Source organism: Gluconacetobacter tumulisoli, assembly GCF_014174155.1.
Lineage (GTDB): Bacteria > Pseudomonadota > Alphaproteobacteria > Acetobacterales > Acetobacteraceae > Gluconacetobacter > Gluconacetobacter tumulisoli.
The window spans coordinates 398,961-415,751 of record NZ_JABEQM010000001.1 but is presented as its reverse complement, the minus strand read 5'-3'; the positions used below and the strand labels follow the sequence as shown (position 1 = coordinate 415,751).

Genomic DNA, 16,791 nt, shown 5'->3' with positions numbered 1-16,791 from the left:
GTCCTCCGGCCTCTCCTCGTTGCCCGATCATTCCGGCAAGATCAAGGCGTTCCGGACCGTCCGTCCGGGACGATTCAGCGCAGGCCGCCCGAGGCCACCAGCGCCGCCAGCCCGGGCGGCAGCTCGATCCCCGGCGGCAGTTCCGGCGCCCCCTGCGGCGCATCCAGCACCGTGCGCATCGGCAGCACCCCGGCCCAGACCGGCACCTCGGCCTCGGCGGTATCGCCGGGCGGCCCCGAACGCGTCTTGGCGCTGGCCTCCTCGATGTCCATCCACAGCACGGCGGTCGCCTTCAACTCCTGCGCCGTCATCGGACGCAGCGTGTCCCAGCGGCCGGGGAACAGATCCTCGACCATGTCGCGCAGGGCGGTGGTGATCTCGTCCCCGCCCTCCAGCCGCCGGGCCGTGCCGAAGACCATCGCCGAGCGGTAATTGACCGAATGGTGGAAGGCCGACCGCGCCATCACGTAGCCATCCATCAGGGTGCATGTCAGGCAGACCCGCGTGCCCTCGGCCGCGCGCAGGAAGCGGCTGGCCGCCGACCCGTGCCAGTACACGCGGTTTCCCACGCGCCAATGCAGGGTCGGCGTGACATAGGGCGCCCCATCGATGACGTAGCCCACATGGCACACCGGCGTCGCGTCCAGGATGGCATGGACATCGGCATGCGCGTAGCTGCCCCGCTCATGCTCCCGGCGGACCCGGTTGCGTTCGGTGACGGGATAGGAATCCGGCTGCGGGGAAACGGGATCGGACATCGGGGAGGCTCCTGCCTGTTGCTTCATCATGCTGCCGTGTGGAACGGTCTGCCGGGAACGTCCACCTGGACGATTTTGACCAGACCAGTTTCATCGGAAGGATCCCGTCTTTCGTGGCACAGGACACGACGCGCACGCCGGCCGCCTGGCTGGTGCTGGACCGGAGCGCCGGCGCGCTGGAGGCACAGATCCATCGCACGATTCGCGACCGGATCCTGGGCGGCCAGTTCGCCGCGGGCGATCGCCTGCCGTCCAGCCGGGCGCTGGCCGCGGCGCTGGGCCTCGCGCGATCGACGATCGTGCAGGCCTACGAACGCTTGCGCGCCGAGGGATTCCTGGAGGCCCGCGGCGGGTCGGCGACGCGCATCGCCGCCCTGCCATCCCCGCCGCCGCACGGGCGTGCCGCCAAGGCCGAATCCCCGCCGCCGGGGCAATCCCTTTCGCCAGACAACCCGGCACCGGGTGCGTTCCAGCCCGGCCTGCCGGATCTGACATCCTTTCCCCATGCCGCATGGGCCCGCTGCCTGGGCGCGCGGGCCCGTTCAGGCCGGACGGTCGAACTGGGCTACGGCCTCGCGGCCGGGACGCCGGAACTGCGCGCCGCCATCCTGTCCCATGTCGCGGTCACGCGCGGCGTCGTCGCGACAGTGGACCGGGTCGTCGTCGTGCCGTCGACCCGCATGGCCATCGACGTAATCGCCCGCGTCGTCCTGCAGCATCCGGGCACGCCGGGCAGCGACGTCGCCTGGGTCGAGGACCCGGGCTATCCCACGTCCCATGCGCTGCTGCGCGCGGCGGGGGCGCGGCTGGTGCCGGTCGCGTGCGACGCACACGGCATGGACGTGGCGCGGGCGGACGGCCCGCCGCCCCGCCTGATTTCGGTGACGCCGTCGCATCAATACCCGACCGGCGCCACCATGACGCTGCAGCGCCGGCTCGCGGTGCTGGGCGCGGCGCAGGCCAGCGGCGCGGTGATCCTGGAGGACGATTACGACAGTGAATTCCAGTACGGATCGCGCCCCATCGCCGCCTTGCAGGGCATCGATCGGACGGAATCCGTGGCCTATCTGGGCACATTTTCAAAAATCCTGGTGCCGGGGCTGCATGTCGCCTACGCGATCCTGCCGGCCTGGCTGGCCCCCCGGGTGGCCGCCGCATTGCGGATGCGCGGCACGGCGGTGCCGGTCCATGTCCAGCTCGCGCTGGCCGATTTCCTGAATGACGGGCATCTGCGGGCACATGTGCGCCGGATGGGTGCGCTGTATGCCGCACGGATGGCCGCCACCGTCGCGGCACTGCGCCGGCACTGCGCCGACATCCTCACCCCCGGCACCGGCGAAGGCGGGCTTCAGCTTGCCGCGTGGTTCACCAACCCGGCGATGGACGATCGTGCTGTCGTCCGCGCACTGAATGCGCGCGGACTGGCGATCCGCGCCCTGTCGGATTTCCATCTGGGCCCCGCGCGGCCAGGGCTGCTGCTGGGCATCGCGAGCGCGACCGACGACGGGGCCGATCGCGCGGCGCGGCATATCCGCGCGGCGGTCGACCGATCATAGCATCCCGTCGGGCGTGCGGTGCCCGAGCGCGATCCACCCTATCCCGCCGAACCGATCAGGATACCGGCGGCGAAGACCAGCGCGCCGCCGATGACGATCTGCACGATCGCCGATCCGAACGGCGTCTCCTGGTACCGCCACCGCACCCATGAGATCACGAACAATTCCGCCACCACCACCACGATGGCGATCAGCATCGCGAGCGAAAAATCCCCGATCAGGAACGGGATGGTATGGCCGATGCCGCCTGCCGTTGTCATCAGGCCGCAGACAAGCCCGCGCAGCAGCGGCGCCCCCCGGCCGGACAGCTTGCCGTCGTCCGACAGCGCCTCGGCAAAGCCCATGGAAATACCGGCGCCGACCGACGCCGCGATCCCGACCAGGAAGGCTTCCCACGGCTGATGCGTCGCGAACGCAGCGGCGAAGACCGGGGCCAGGGTCGAGACCGATCCGTCCATCAACCCGACCAGCCCGGGCTGGATCACCTGCAGGATGAAGCGGCGGCGCGCGCCTTCGTCCTCGTCCTCGCGCTTGCTGGCGGGCAGGCGGTTGAGTTCGATGACTCCGGCAGCCTGTTCGTGCCGGTCCTCGGCCACCGCCAGGTCGCCCAGCAATTTGCGTGTCGCCGCGTCGGTCGTGCGCAGCGCCGCCTGGCGATAGAACCGCGCGGCGTCCATTTCCATCTGCCGGGCGTGGCGGCGCACGGCGTCGATCCCCAGCCCCTGCACCTGCCAGGCGGGGCGGCGCACCATGAAACCGGCAATGTCCTGCCGACGGACCAGCGGGATATGCGTGCCGAACCGCCGGACATAGAGGTCGATCAGGTCGCGCCGGTGCGCGTCCTCCTCTTTCGCCATGTCGGTAAAAATATTGGCGGTATCAGGATAGTTTTCACGCAGAGCATACGCGAAATCGGCATAGATCCGCGCGTCCTCTTCCTCGTTCGAAATGGCGAGTGCGAGGATGTCCTGATCGCTCAGGGTCGTGAATTTCCGCATGGCGTCTGTATGCCGAGGCCGCCCCGCCGACTCAAGACATTTCGATACCGTGAGAATTGTTCGCGTTATCAGCAAGGAAAATCAAAATGTCACCGCACACAAAAGACGCAATCCCCGCCAGAAGGCCAGGCCTCGCAGTGACGAATTCCGTTGCCCTGATCAGGGAATGGCAAAAATACCAAAAAGGCGTGCGGCACCGAGCCTGGCTGAAACCGGACTCCGGCGCGCGAGGGCCCGCCGCTCAGATCGCGGCTTCGGCGAAGATCCGGTTCACGTCGCCGTTCCATGCTCCGTGATACAATGCCAGCCACCGCTCGGCCTGCGTCGGGCCACCGGCCGCGATTTCGTGCAGCGGTTCCAGGAAACGGCTCTCATCCCGCTCGGCCGCATCGGTCAGCGCGCGCGCGCGCAGCCCCCCTGCCGCGATATCGACCATGCGGCGGGCCAGATCGCGAGCGCAGCCGCCTGCCCATGGGGCGTCCAGCCCAAGACGGGGCACGACGGCCCGCAGGCCGGCATATTCTTCCCACGCCTGTTCGCGGACCAGGGCGTCGGCAGCGGCCAAGGCGGCGTCGTCATACAGCAGCCCGACCCACAGGGCCGATTGCGCCATCATCATCTCCGGCGATCCGGCATCGGCGCCGCGCATTTCCAGGAAACGCTTCAGGCGGACGTCGGTGAACGCCGTCGTCATATGATCCTCGAAATCGCCGACCGTCGGCGTCAGGCCTTCCAGCCCGTCCTGGCGGTCGCCGTTCATCCAGGCCCGGAACGACCGCCCCGCTACGTCCAGGACCACCCCGTCGCGCACGATGAAATACATCGGCACGTCCAGCAGCCACTCGACATAGGGCTCGAACCCGAAATCGGCCCCGAAGAAGGCGGCCGGCATCCCCGACCGCGCGTTGTCGGTATCGGTCCAGACCTGCGCACGATTGGACAGGAAGCCGTTGGGCTTGCCCTCATGGAACGGGGAATTGGCGAACAGCGCCGTCGCCACGGGCTGCAACGCCAGGGACACCCGCAATTTGCGGAGCATGTCCGCCTCGGACGCGAAATCCAGATTGACCTGCACGGTGCAGGTCCGCTGCATCATATCCAGGCCCAGCGACCCGACCTTGGGCATGTAGGCCCGCATGATGGCGTACCGGCTCTTGGGCATCCACGGCATGTCCGCCCGACGCGCCGTAGGGTGAAAGCCCAGCGGCGCGAATCCCACCCCCAGCGACCGGGAAATCGGACGGATCGCCTCGAAATGCCGCGCCATCTCGTGCCCGGTGTCATGCAGGCTGGCCAGCGGCGCACCCGACAATTCAAACTGCCCGGCCGGTTCCAGCGAGACCGAACCGCCGCGTTCCGGCCCGATCCCCTTCAGCCCGATCAGGTTCCCCTTGTCGAAGATCCCTTCCCATTCCCCCCCGTCGCCCTGGCGGCGCAGGTCGGCCAGGATCTCGGCGATCCCATCGGGGCTGTAGGCCGGCGGCATCCAGGCGGCGCGGCCGGGACCGGCGGCCTCGGGGCGGACAAAGCCGAATTTCTCATGCTCGGTCCCGATCCGCCAGCGATCGCGCGGCTTGCCCCCCTCCGCCAGCAGGGCGGCCAATTGGGTCACCGATTCGATCGGGGTGATATCTTGCTCGCCGGGATTCGACATGGGTTTCGGAAAAGTCCTCAGAGACAGAAAAATAACCGATCGGCCGACCGGACGAACGCCGGCCGGGGCCGACCGGCAGTCAGCGCGACCCTGCACCAGACGCGCGGCGGAAACCAGCCCCCATCAGGGACAGGCCGCATGCCACCGCCGTGTCCGCGCGCAGGATGCGCGGCCCGAGCGAGATCATCGTAACAAACGGCCGCGAACGCAACAGAGCCACCTCGGCGGCGGAAAATCCGCCCTCCGGCCCGACCAGCAGCCCGTCGCCGTCACGCGGCCCCTCGTCGCGGGCAGCATCGACGTCCGCCGCCCCGTCCCGCTGCGCGGGCCGTTCGGCGGCGACGAACAGGCGTCGCCCCTGCGGCCATGCCGCCAGGCGATCGACCAGGGGAAGCGGTCCCTCGACCTCCGGCACATCCAGGCGTTCGCATTGTTCGGCCGCCTCGACGGCGATGGCGGCAAGACGCGCGCCGTTCACCCGGTGGGTGTTGGTCCGCTCGGTCAGGACGGGCAGGAAACGCCCGACCCCCAGTTCCGTACCCATGCGGATGACAAGGTCTGTCGCATCCCGCTTCAGCGGTGCGAACAGCAGAACCGGACCGGTCGCGGCCTCTTCCGGCCCGATGGTCGGCGGCCGGACCTGGCGGTGCAGGCGCACCTGCCCGCGATCGCGGCGGATCGCCTCGATTCGTGCCAGCCATTCCCCGTCGCGCGCATTGAACAGGGCGACCTCGTCCCCTGCCCCCAGCCGCAGCACCGTGCCCAGATAATGCGCGTGCGCCGGCATCAGGTCCAGGATCGCGCCGTCCTGCATCGGCGGCTGCGTCGCGGGGTCCACGAACAGGCGGGGACAATCCTTCATGCCAATCCAATACTCCTGCACGCACCGCCGTCCGGCGACGGCTGATCCCCCTTGACCGTGACGAACCATCCGGCCCATCACACCCGGGCCTTAGCAGCCTTGCGATCCGGCGTCATGGCCGGATATTTCCGGCCGGAGACCCAGACGTTGAGCGGTTCCCTACCTCACACCGATATCCGTGCCGAAGGGTGGGTCGGCAGGCTGCCGCCGGCGATCCGCCCCTACGCGCTGCTTGCGCGGCTGGACCGCCCGATCGGCACCTGGCTTCTGTTCCTGCCGGGCGTGTGGGGCATCCTGCTGGCAAATGGCGTCGACGCGCATGCACGCATCCGGCTGATCGTACTGTTCGGCGTCGGCAGCCTTGTGATGCGGGCCGCGGGATGCGTGGTGAACGACATGTGGGACCGCGACATCGACCGGCGCGTCGCCCGGACGGCGGGACGGCCGCTGGCCTCGGGCGCGTTGCGGATGCGGCAGGCCGCGCTCTTCCTGCTGATCCTGCTGGCGATCGGGCTGGCGATCCTGCTGTGCCTGAATCCGCTGTCACGCCTGCTGGGCGCGTCGTCGCTGCTGCTGGTCGCGCTGTACCCCCTGGCCAAGCGGGTGACCTGGTGGCCGCAGCTGGTCATGGGATTCACCTTCGGCTTCGGCGCCCCGCTGGGCTATACCGCGGCGGCCGGCCGCATCGACGCGGCCTGGGGGGTCCTGTATGCCGCCACCATCCTGTGGCAGCTGGGCTTCGATACGATCTACGGCTTCCAGGACATGGAGGAAGACGCGCGGATCGGGGTGAAATCGACATCCCGCCTCTGGGCCGGGCAGGCCCGCGGCTTCGTCGGCGCGTGCTATGCCCTGTCACTGGCCGCACTGCTGGCAGCGGGGGGGCTAGGGGGCATTGGGCCCGGATTCTGGCCGGCGATGCTGCTGCCCGCGGCGGCGATGGCCTGGCAGGTCGCGCGGCTGGACGTCGCCGATCCCGGACGATGCCTGGCCCTGTTCCGCTTCAACCGCGAAACCGGGCTGGCCGTGGCGCTGGCGCTGCTGGCCGGGCTCCTCGGCCGATGAACCCGCGCGAGCCCGCGGACGCACGGGCTTTCATCATGGGGCACACCCTGCTGGCCCATTCCCTCCTGGTCCCGGAAATCGCCCTTCACCTCGCCACCGAAATCACCCCGGTCTGGCAGGCGAGCGAGGCCTGGCTGGCGCAGAACGACATCGAACCGCCCTTCTGGGCCTTCGCCTGGCCGGGCGGCCAGTTGCTGGCCCGCCACATCCTGGACAATCCGGCCCTGGTCGCCGGACGGCGGGTCCTGGATTTTGCGGCGGGATGCGGCATCGCGGCCATCGCCTGCGCCCGGGCCGGCGCGGCATCGGTCGAGGCCGCGGAGATCGATCCCCTGGCGGTGGCAGCCATCGCGCTGAACGCGGACGCCAATGGCGTGGACGTCACCGCCACAGGGGCGGACCTGGTCGGCGCGGATGCCTGCTGGGACCTGATCCTGTGCGGGGATGTGTGCTACGAAAACCCGATGACGCAACACATCCTGCCCTGGCTGCGGCGCTGCGCCCGCACGGCAGAGGTCTGGATCGCCGATCCCGGCCGCGCCTATTTGCCACGCGACGGGCTGGACATCCTCCTGACCCGCGACATCCCCACCACCATGGAACTGGAAGACCGGACGGTGCGCCGGACGACGCTCTATCGTGTTCGCCCGTCGTGACGGATCAGATCCGTCCGTAGGCGTAGATGTCGGGCGACTGGACGCTCAGCCGATAGGCCATCGCCGAATTTTCGGAGGCGGCAGGGCTCTCGCCGCCGATGTCAGGCACCAGCGTACGGTCGGGCAGCATGTCGTACGTCGCATATTGCGCGTTCGGCACGCCCAGCAGGTGGATGCGGCTCCACGTCCGGCCGTTGGCCTTTACAGTGCTGAGCACCCAGCGATCGTCGGCATACCCGCCGGACGCCCCCTGCAGCTGCGCCGTCGGATTAATCTGCGTCACCCGCAGGTGATACACGCCCTCGCGCGCGCCAGGGCTGCCGTCGAGGACAAGCTTCACGTTGCGGTCGTATCCGCTGACGCCATCCGACTGGTACCCCGACCATTGCCCGTAGACCGGACCGGTCGGCCCGACGCAGCCCGAAAGCCCCATCCCCAGGACGCAGGCCCCGATCAGCCCGCCAGCGCGACGCAGCATGGCACGATTTGTTTCCCGCCCCTTGGCGACGGGCAGCACGGCACTGTTTCGCATGACCAATCCCTCCGCGATTGCAGGGACAGCCGGTCATCCACGAACCGGCGGCGTCTTGTCGCCTCACCAGCCAGACCAGGATCGCCGGGTGGCTCGCCGGCCTCCCGCGCTGGATCCGTCCCGCCGGAACAGCCCCTTCACCGGCACAAGATACCGCACGATCAGATTTTCGTTACTGAAACATGCGTAACAAAATCCGGTGCGGCGGCCACGACGGTCGATCGGCATCCGGCCGCCTCTTGCCCGGAAAACGGCGCGCTCCGGGGGCTGTCGCAAATGATCCGCGTCAAATCGGATCATTATATTCCGGTCATGATGCGCGGGTGCGCGGCTTCACCAACCGGCCGGCGCTGAGCAGCGCGGACAGATAGGCGAACACGGCTGCCAGTTCCAGGCAGCGCAGCGTCGGATCATGGACGACGAAGCCGAAGGTCAGGGCGACGAACATCGCCCCCATCGTCTGGCCGGACAGCCGCGCCACCGACACCATGCCGCTGGCGCTGCCCGACCGGCCGTGCGGGGCGGACACCATCATCGCGCGGTTGTTGGGGGGCTGGAAGATCCCGAACCCGACCCCGGCCACGCCGATCCGCCAGGCGATATCCAAGTTGCTGGCCTCCGGCGTCAGGAAGCACAGCAGGACGAATCCCGTGCCGGTCACGCACAACCCGATCGACGACAGCACCCCCGCCGGAATCCGGTCGGCCACCCGGCCCACGAAGGGCGCGATCAGCACGATCCCGACCGGCCAGGGCGTGATCAGCAGGCCGGTCGCGACGGCCGAACGGTGCAGCACGGCCTCGAGCGTGAAGGGCATCGAAATGATGAAGAAGTTGGAGGCGATGAACGCCCCGAACCCGACCCCGAACGCGACCAGGAAGTCCGGCACCGCCAGCAGGTCGATCGGCAGCATCGGGTCGGGCCGTCCCGCCTGCCGGCGCGCAAGCTGCACGAAGGCCCCGGCCCCCGCCAGCAGCAGCCAGACCGCCAGCGCGGGCCCGGTCCGGTGGACCAGGCTGTCCAGCCCGACGATCAGCCCCCCGAAGGCCACGACGTTCAGCGCCGCGCTGGTCAGGTCGAAGGGCCGTTCGCTGCGCGGCGTGTGCGGAAGATAGAACAGGGCGGCCAGCATCGCCGCCCCGCCCAGCGGCAGGTTGATCAGGAAGATCCACGGCCAGTTCGCGACCGACAGGACGGCGGAGGCGATGGTCGGCCCCAGCGCGACACCGGTGGCGACGACGACACCGTTCAGCGAGATCCCCTTGCCGATCTCGGCATGCGGATAGATGAAGCGGACCAGCGCGATATTGACGCTCATGATGCAGGCCCCGCCGACACCCTGCAATGCCCGGGCCAGCGCCAGTTCCAGCAGCGTGTGCGACATCGCGCACAGGACCGACGCCACGACGAAGGTCGCCAGCCCGATGCGGCACAGCCGCGCGAAGCCGACCCGCGCGCCCAGCGACGCCAGCGGCAGCAGGGTGGAAACACTGGCCAGCTGATAGGCGTTGATGACCCAGATGGACGAGGACGGGGTCGCATGGATGTCGCGCGCGATCGTCGGCAGCGCGACGTTGGCGATGGCATAGTCCAGAACCGACAGCAGGACCGACAGGGCCACGGCGAACATCGCCATCGCCCGCGCCCCGCCATGCAACCCCTCGCCCTCGACCAGGACCCGCGCCGGCCGCGCCGCCATGCCCGTCATCCCGCCCGCAGGGTGCGGCCGAACAGGGCCGCCGTCCAGCCCATCGCCTGCAGGAACAATGCCGGATCGTAGCGCGGCCCTTCGTCACGCAGGAAGGCGTGCTGGGCGTTGACCTCGTGCCATTCGTAGCGGACGCCGGCCTCTTCCAGCGCCCCGCGGATCGCCTGGCGGCCCGCGAAAGGCACATGCGGGTCCTGCCGGCCCCAGACCATCATCACCTCGCCGGGGATGTCGGCCAGGCGCGCCAGGGAATCATCATGGCGGCCCTGCCCCAGCGTGGCCGAATGGATGTCGGTGGCATAGAAGCAGGCCGCTGCGGACACCGCGGGGTTCATCGCGGCACGGAACGCCAGATGCCCGCCCAGGCAGACGCCCATCGTCGCGATCCGCCCGGTGCAGGCCTGATGCGATGCCAGCCATGCCACCGCCGCACGCGCGTCGTCGTCATAGGCCGCGACAGGTTTGGCGTATTTCAGCTCGTTGCCCCGGTCGGTGCCGGCCTGGTCATAGGCCAGTACGGTGCCCGCGGGTTCATATTCGTGGTACACTTCCGGCACCGCGACGACATAACCCTGACCGGCCACCATGGCGGCAAGGCGACGGATCGGCGCGGTAACCTGGTAGATCTCGGAAAACAGGATCACGCCGGGAAAACGCCCCTCCCCCGCCGGACGCAGCAGGTGCATCCGCATCGGGCCGCCCGGCGTGAGGATGTCGGCGGTCTCGTCGCCACGGATGATCATGGGTTCAGTCTCCTTTCCCGCGCTGGGGTCAACGGCCCAGGTCGCGCAGCCGGCGCCCGGCCATCAGCCGGGCTTCGATCTCCTCCAGCGAGACGCCCCGCGTCTCGGGAACGTAGGCAAGGGTGATCACGATGAACAGGCCGTTCATCGCAGCGAATACCCAGAACGTCCTGGCCTCGCCCAGCGTTGCCAGGACCGACAGGAACACATTGCTGATCAGCCAGTTGGCGGACCAGTTGGTGAAGGTGGAACAGGCAATTCCGAAATCGCGGCCGCGCAGAGGCTGGATTTCCGAACACAGCGTCCACACCAGCGGCCCGGCGCCGATCGCGAAGCCCGCGACGAAGAGCAGCAGCGCACCCACCATCCCCATGTCATGCGACGTGGAATCACCGCCGGCCGCCATCAGCCCGCCGGCCGCCAGCATGGCGAACGTCATCACCGCGCAACTGAGAATCAGCAGCGGACGGCGCCCCCACCGATCGATGAACGCAATGGCGAATCCCGTCGCCGCCATGTTGATCAAGCCGATCAGCGCGGTCGCCCAGGTCGACGCCGACACCCCGAACTGCGCGGCCTGGAAAATCTTGGGCGCGTAATACATCAGCACGTTGATGCCCGTCAGCTGCTGCATGATCTGCAGCGCCACCCCCAGCAGCACGGACCGGCGGAAATTCGCGTCCGTGCGGAACAGGACGAAGCCATTCCCCCCCGGCTTGCGCAGTTCCTTGGCGATATCGCTGATTTCGGCATCCGCTTCGACCGGGTCGGCGCGCAGGTAACGCATCACCTGACTGGCGCGGCTTTTCTCGCCCCGCATCATCAGCCAGCGCGGACTGTCCGGCAGGAACAGGCAGCCGGCACAGAACAAGGCCGCCGGCACCGCCATCAGGCCAAGCATCCAGCGCCAGTGACCGCCGTAGGACAGCAGGCTGTCGGTCATGTAGGCCAGGAAGATGCCCAGCGTGACCATCAGCTGGTAGAACGAGACCATTGCCCCGCGCACCGCCTCCAGCGTCACCTCGGAAATATAGAGCGGCGCCGCGAAGGCCGCGATGCCCACCGCGATTCCCAGCATGATCCGCCCGACGATCAGCATCGTGATGGATTGCGCCAGCGCGCAAACCAGGGCCCCTGCCAGGAACAGCAACGACGCCCCCAGCAGCGCCCGGCGGCGACCGAACCGGAAGGAGATCCGGCCGGCCATGATCGATCCCAGGGCCGCCGCCCCCATCATGGACGAGACGATCCATTCCTGCATGCGCGCCGAAGCATGGAATTCGTCACCGATAAAGCCCAGCGCGCCGGCGATGACACCGGTATCCAGCCCGAACATCAGGCCCGCCATGGCTGCGAGGATCCCGACGACAACGGCCCGCGCCGCCGCCGACGATCCGCCGACGCCCGGCGTCACCTGCGCGGGTGACTGGTCTGGTGACATGACGGGCTCCTCCCCCAAATTCTTCCTGTGGCGCGGAATGCCGGAACCACGGGCAACGTCCTTATGAAACGAAATTCAATGACCTGACCAGACGCATCCTGAACCCGGAAACCGGCGAAAAGGAAAAAATATCCGGACGGAAAACCGCGTTGCATGGCGTGGATGTGAGGGCGGAGGCATTGACAACGGAAATCCACGCCGCAGTGATACACGTTCACATTTCCTGCAGACGTGGTTCCATGTCCTCACTTCTTGCCGTCTCTCTCGCGACCGCGTCCATCCTGGCCGTCGTGCTTCTGATCGGGCGCTACAAGCTCAACCCCTTCATCGTCCTGCTCACCGTGTCGCTGCTGCTGGCACTGTGCGCCGGCATGCCGCCCCAGAAGGCGGTCGCGTCCTTCGAGGCCGGGGCCGGGCATGTGCTGGGCCATATCGCCACCGTGATCGCGCTGGGCACGATGCTGGGCAAGATGCTGGCCGAATCCGGCGGTGCCGACCAGATCGCCCTGACGATCACCCGCATCGCGGGCAAGGGCAGGATCAGCTGGGCCATGATGGTCATCGGGCTGCTGATCGGCCTGCCGGTCTTCTTCGAGGTCGGGTTCGTCCTTCTGATTCCGCTGGTCTTCACGCTGGCGCGCCGGACCTCCACGCCGATGCTGCTGCTGGCGCTGCCGATGGGGGCAGCATTGTCGGTCACCCATGCGATGGTCCCCCCCCATCCGGCCACCCTGCTGGCGTTGTCGGCCTATCACGCCGACACGGGGCGGACGATCTTCTGGGGTGTGATCGTCGGCACGCCGATCGCCGCCCTGGCCGGCCCGGTCTATGCGAAATTCATTACCCCGCGCGTGCATATCGAAGGCACCGCGGGCCTGGCCGAGCAGTTTTCGAACAAGGAAATCCCTGCCAGCATGCCGCCCTTCGGCATTACGGTGCTGACGATCCTGTCGCCGGTGATCCTGATGCTGATCGGTTCGATCGCCGACCTGATATCGGCCCCCGGCAGCACGCCGAACACGGTCCTGCATTTCATCGGCAACACCGATATCGCGCTCCTGCTGGCGACGATCATGTCCTTCTACGTACTCGGCCTGGCGCGCGGCTTCTCGCGTGAGACGATCCTGCGCTACACCACCGAATGCCTCGGCCCGACGGCGCTGATCATGCTGCTGGTCGGCGCGGGCGGCGGATTCGGCCGCGAACTGGTCGACAGCGGCGTGTCCAAGGCGATCACCGACCTGGCGCTGGGCGCGCATGTGCCGCTGCTGGTGCTGGCGTGGCTGCTGGCGGTGGTGGTGCGCGTCGCCGCCGGGTCGGCCACGGTCGCGATGAGCACGGCCTCGGGCATCGTCGGGCCCATCCTGCTGCAAAGCCACGGCACGTCGCCGGAACTGATGGTGCTGGTGACGGGTGCGGGCTCGGTGGCGCTGGGCCCGATGAACGATGCCGGGTTCTGGCAGATCAAGGAATATCTCGGCCTTACCGTCGGGCAGACGATCAAGACCTGGTCGGTGATCGAAACACTGATCGCGGTTCTGGGCCTGGCGTTCTGCCTGCTGCTCTCGATCTTCATCCACTGACGCGTGTCGTGTCCGGGCGTGGCGGCCCGGGCACGCCGGCAGGCGTCATGCCAGCCGGCCAGGGCAGTGATGCACGTGTCAGAAAAGATCGGGCTTTGCCCGAACCACCAGGGCCCAAGGCCCCGGTCCCCGATCCTGAATAAAACGACCGGGTTTCCAAAGGGCTACGCCCTTTGGCCGGTTTCAGGGCAGCGTCCTAAGGCGGCCCGCCCCAGGCTCATTTGTAACGCGGATCGGTATCAGGTCTCGGCGAACGGATTGCGCGTGCCGCGCAGCAGCAGGCGAATCGGCGTTCCCGGCAGATCGAACGTCTCGCGCAGGCCGTTGACCAGGTAACGCTGGTAATCCTCGGGCAGCTGTTCGGCACGGGTGCCGAACAGGATGAACGTCGGCGGCCTGGCCTTGGCCTGCGTCATGTAGCGCAGCTTCAGCCGCCGCCCGCCGACCAGGGGCGGGCTGTGCCGTTCCAGCATCATCTCGAACCAGCGATTCAGCGCCCCTGTGGGCACCCGTCGGTTCCACACGTCATGGGCGCGACGCACCACCGGCAGCAGCTTCTGCACCCCCGCCCCGGTCAGGGCCGAAAACGAGACGACGGGTATGCCGCGCATCTGCGCCAGCGATGTCTCGATCCGGTCGGAAATCGCCTGCCGCGTCGCGATCCGATCCTCGACCGCGTCCCATTTGTTCAGGGCCAGCACGCAGCATCGTCCCTCGCGCTCGATCAGGCGGGCGATCTGCAAATCCTGTTCATGCACGCCCAGGGTCGCGTCCAGCGTCAGCACCACGACCTCCGCCATCTTCAGCGCCTCGATCGAGGCGCTGACCGACATCTTTTCCAGCGACGCATCCTCGATGCGCGCCTTGCGGCGCAAGCCGGCGGTGTCGACCAGCTGGATCGGCCCATGCTCGTCATGCAGCATGACGGTCACGGAATCGCGGGTCAGGCCGGGTTCGGGCCCGGTGATCATCCGTTCCTCGCCCAGCAGGCGATTCAGCAGGGTCGATTTTCCGGCATTGGGACGGCCGATGATGGCCAGGCGCAGCGGGCCGGCCGGACGTTCGTCCTCCTCCCCTTCCCCATCGCGGATATCATCCGCGAACGGGGCCGCGCCGGCTTCCGGCGGCAGGCGGTCCGCAATCTCGCCCATCAGGTCGGACAGGCCCTCGCCATGCTCGGCCGAAATCGCCAGCGGCGTGCCCAGGCCCAACGCATAGGCCTCCATCGCCGCGGCGGCGCCCTGCCGCCCTTCCGATTTGTTGGCGATCAGCAGGACCGGCCGCCCCTGGCGGCGCAGCCAGGCCGCGAAATGCGAATCAGCCGGGGTGATGCCGGCCCGTGCGTCGATGCAGAACAGGACCAGGTCCGCCTGCGCCACCGCCGATTCCGACGATGCCCGCATCCGGCCATACAGCGTGTCCGGCGCGGCTTCCTCCAGCCCCGCCGTGTCGACCAGGCGGACGGTACGGCCGCGCAGCTGGGCCTCGGCCTCCTTGCGGTCGCGGGTGACGCCGGGCGTGTCGGCAACAAGCGCCTGCCGTCGCCCGACAAGACGGTTGAACAGCGTCGACTTGCCGACATTGGGGCGCCCGGCGATGACGACCACCGGCAGCGCGCCTCCGGTCAGGGCGGGGGGAAGCTTGGCCAATTTTTAACTGAATCCTTGATAGACTGCTGCAGGGCGCACGATGAGATAAACCCCATCGCGCGCGCCAATTCCATATCTTTACGCGCATTCTCACGCATTCGGGTCTTCGACCCGAACAACCTGCCCTGACAACAGGACGGCCGGCGACCGGGCGCCTTTGCCCGGCGAGCCCCCTTTAGAGCAGCCGCTAGCTATACGCTATCATCTGACCGTCATCGGTCACGATCAGCAGACGGCCATCAACCACGATCGGCGCCACCGTCGCGACACCCGGCAGCTTGCCGACCGACAGGATCTCGCCCTTGATCGGGTCGACCGTCACGAACCCGTTCTCCGGCAGGGTGCTGATGCAGACCAGCTTGCCATCCGCCAGGATCGGTCCGGTCCACGTCACCGCGTCCTTCTGGGCATCCACCCGGCGGAACCGGCGCAGCTGCGTGATCCAGCGCACATGCCCGCTCAGCCGGTCGATGCAGGCCAGCTGCTGGTCCAGCGACAGGACGAACAGCCAGGTGTCGACCACCAGCAGCGTATTCTGCCCGGCGATCGCGCGTTCCCACAGGCGCCGGCCGGACCGCATGTCCATCGCCACCAGGATCGCACCGGCGCTGACGGCATAGACGGTGCCGTCGACCACGACCGGCATGCCCCGCACGCAGGAAAAATCGACGGTCGATTCCTGGCCGTTGGTACTGCCCAGCGTGTCGCTCCAGACCACCTCGCCGCTTTCCGCGCGCAGCGCGACAAGGTCGCCCGACCCGAAACCGGCCACCACCACGCCGTCCACCACCGCAGGGGCGGGCTGTCCGAAGATCACGGTGTCCGACGGGGTCGCGGTATACGTCCACAGGATCTTGCCGGTCCCCGCATCCAGGGCGAACAGCCGTTCGTCGATGGTGCCGAAGAACAGCCGCCCGTCGACGACCGTGGGGGCCGACCGGCCGGGCGTGCCGGTGTCGATCCGCCATTTCTCATGACCGGTCGCGACATCGACCGCCAGGGTCTGCGCCACCCCGTCGACGATATAAAGCGTATCGCCCGCGACGCTGAACCCGCCACCCAGATTGCTGGACTGCATCTTCTTCGGCTTGGGCGTGAACCGCCAAAGCTGGTGCATGCCGGGCCAGGAGAAGGCCCGGATCACGCCCTGCGCGTCACCGACGAAAATCCGGCCGCCGGCGACGATCGGCGTCGCCTGCAACACGCCGCGCCCGTTCGATCCCAGCGCGGCGAAGGCCAGGAAATCGGGTTCGGAAATGCCGGCGCCGATGCCATGCGACCAGTCGCGCCGCATCGCCCCGCCCCACGCCATGTTGACGCCTTCGTGGCTGGGAACGCGCCCGGGCTGCAGCCATTCGGGAATGGCGGTCGCGGGGGGAATGGAAATCGGGGTATGGTCCTCGGGGTCGACCATCAGGCCCGCGCCGGTACTCAGCACATTGACGCGCTTGCCGGCCAGCATCTGCTTTTCGTCATCCTCGAACAGGCTGCATCCGGCCAACATCGGCAGCGTCGCGGCCCCGAGCAGCGCATGCCGGCGGGTCAGAACTTTATTCATGTCTATCCTGCTCTTCACGGGTTGGGGC

General features: G+C 68.1%; 14 protein-coding genes. 4 read left to right on the top strand and 10 right to left on the bottom strand.

Annotated elements, in window-relative coordinates:
* Nucleotides 1-74: 74 nt before the first annotated feature.
* Nucleotides 75-758, bottom strand: a complete 684-nt coding sequence (locus HLH28_RS01900) for a pyridoxamine 5'-phosphate oxidase family protein (protein WP_182953585.1) — start codon at nt 756-758, stop codon at nt 75-77.
* A 113-nt stretch (nt 759-871) separates the two neighbouring features.
* On the opposite strand from HLH28_RS01900, the gene pdxR reads away from it, so the two are divergent.
* Entirely contained in the window at nt 872-2,314 is a 1,443-nt protein-coding gene (pdxR, locus tag HLH28_RS01895; RefSeq protein WP_338029634.1) for a MocR-like pyridoxine biosynthesis transcription factor PdxR, read from the top strand.
* Nucleotides 2,315-2,352: 38 nt separating this feature from the next.
* On the opposite strand, the gene mbfA is transcribed toward pdxR, so the two are convergent.
* The 3 genes from mbfA to HLH28_RS01880 form a co-directional block, all read right to left on the bottom strand.
* Nucleotides 2,353-3,312, bottom strand: coding sequence for an iron exporter MbfA (gene mbfA / locus HLH28_RS01890; protein ID WP_182953583.1), 960 nt, complete (start codon nt 3,310-3,312; stop codon nt 2,353-2,355).
* A gap of 241 nt (nt 3,313-3,553) precedes the next feature.
* Nucleotides 3,554-4,966 (bottom strand): glutamate--cysteine ligase, encoded by a 1,413-nt coding sequence (locus tag HLH28_RS01885; protein WP_182953581.1) that lies wholly within the window; start codon nt 4,964-4,966, stop codon nt 3,554-3,556.
* A gap of 79 nt (nt 4,967-5,045) precedes the next feature.
* Complete coding sequence (locus HLH28_RS01880; protein ID WP_182953579.1) at nt 5,046-5,828, bottom strand: 16S rRNA (uracil(1498)-N(3))-methyltransferase; 783 nt, start codon at nt 5,826-5,828, stop codon at nt 5,046-5,048.
* Nucleotides 5,829-5,975: 147 nt separating this feature from the next.
* Between HLH28_RS01880 and ubiA the strand changes: the two genes are divergently transcribed.
* Entirely contained in the window at nt 5,976-6,893 is a 918-nt protein-coding gene (gene ubiA / locus HLH28_RS01875) for a 4-hydroxybenzoate octaprenyltransferase (RefSeq protein WP_182953577.1), read from the top strand.
* Nucleotides 6,894-6,928: 35 nt separating this feature from the next.
* Nucleotides 6,929-7,549, top strand: a complete 621-nt coding sequence (locus HLH28_RS01870; RefSeq protein ID WP_246395580.1) for a class I SAM-dependent methyltransferase — start codon at nt 6,929-6,931, stop codon at nt 7,547-7,549.
* Nucleotides 7,550-7,553: 4 nt separating this feature from the next.
* Here the strand turns inward: HLH28_RS01870 and HLH28_RS01865 are convergent, their stop codons facing one another.
* From HLH28_RS01865 to HLH28_RS01850, 4 genes are all read right to left on the bottom strand, one after another.
* Entirely contained in the window at nt 7,554-8,081 is a 528-nt protein-coding gene (locus tag HLH28_RS01865; protein ID WP_182953572.1) for a hypothetical protein, read from the bottom strand.
* Nucleotides 8,082-8,391: 310 nt separating this feature from the next.
* Nucleotides 8,392-9,789 carry an MFS transporter gene (locus tag HLH28_RS01860; RefSeq protein ID WP_408869799.1) on the bottom strand — a complete coding sequence of 466 codons (1,398 nt, stop codon included), beginning with the start codon at nt 9,787-9,789 and terminating at the stop codon, nt 8,392-8,394.
* A complete protein-coding gene (locus HLH28_RS01855; protein WP_182953567.1) occupies nt 9,786-10,532 on the bottom strand; it encodes a dienelactone hydrolase family protein in 747 nt (248 codons plus the stop codon). Before HLH28_RS01855 ends, HLH28_RS01860 begins: the two co-directional genes overlap by 4 nt.
* Nucleotides 10,533-10,560: 28 nt before the next feature.
* The gene (locus tag HLH28_RS01850) at nt 10,561-11,973 is read right to left on the bottom strand and encodes a sugar porter family MFS transporter (RefSeq protein ID WP_182953565.1); all 1,413 of its coding nucleotides are present in this window, start codon (nt 11,971-11,973) and stop codon (nt 10,561-10,563) included.
* Nucleotides 11,974-12,212: 239 nt separating this feature from the next.
* On the opposite strand from HLH28_RS01850, the gene HLH28_RS01845 reads away from it, so the two are divergent.
* On the top strand, nt 12,213-13,556 hold the full coding sequence (locus HLH28_RS01845) for a GntT/GntP/DsdX family permease (RefSeq protein ID WP_182953563.1): 1,344 nt from the start codon (nt 12,213-12,215) through the stop codon (nt 13,554-13,556).
* A 239-nt stretch (nt 13,557-13,795) separates the two neighbouring features.
* On the opposite strand, the gene der is transcribed toward HLH28_RS01845, so the two are convergent.
* The gene (gene der / locus HLH28_RS01840) at nt 13,796-15,205 is read right to left on the bottom strand and encodes a ribosome biogenesis GTPase Der (RefSeq protein WP_182953561.1); all 1,410 of its coding nucleotides are present in this window, start codon (nt 15,203-15,205) and stop codon (nt 13,796-13,798) included.
* Between the two features lie 187 nt (nt 15,206-15,392).
* Nucleotides 15,393-16,763 carry a PQQ-binding-like beta-propeller repeat protein gene (locus HLH28_RS01835; protein WP_182953559.1) on the bottom strand — a complete coding sequence of 457 codons (1,371 nt, stop codon included), beginning with the start codon at nt 16,761-16,763 and terminating at the stop codon, nt 15,393-15,395.
* Between the last annotated feature and the right edge of the window lie 28 nt (nt 16,764-16,791).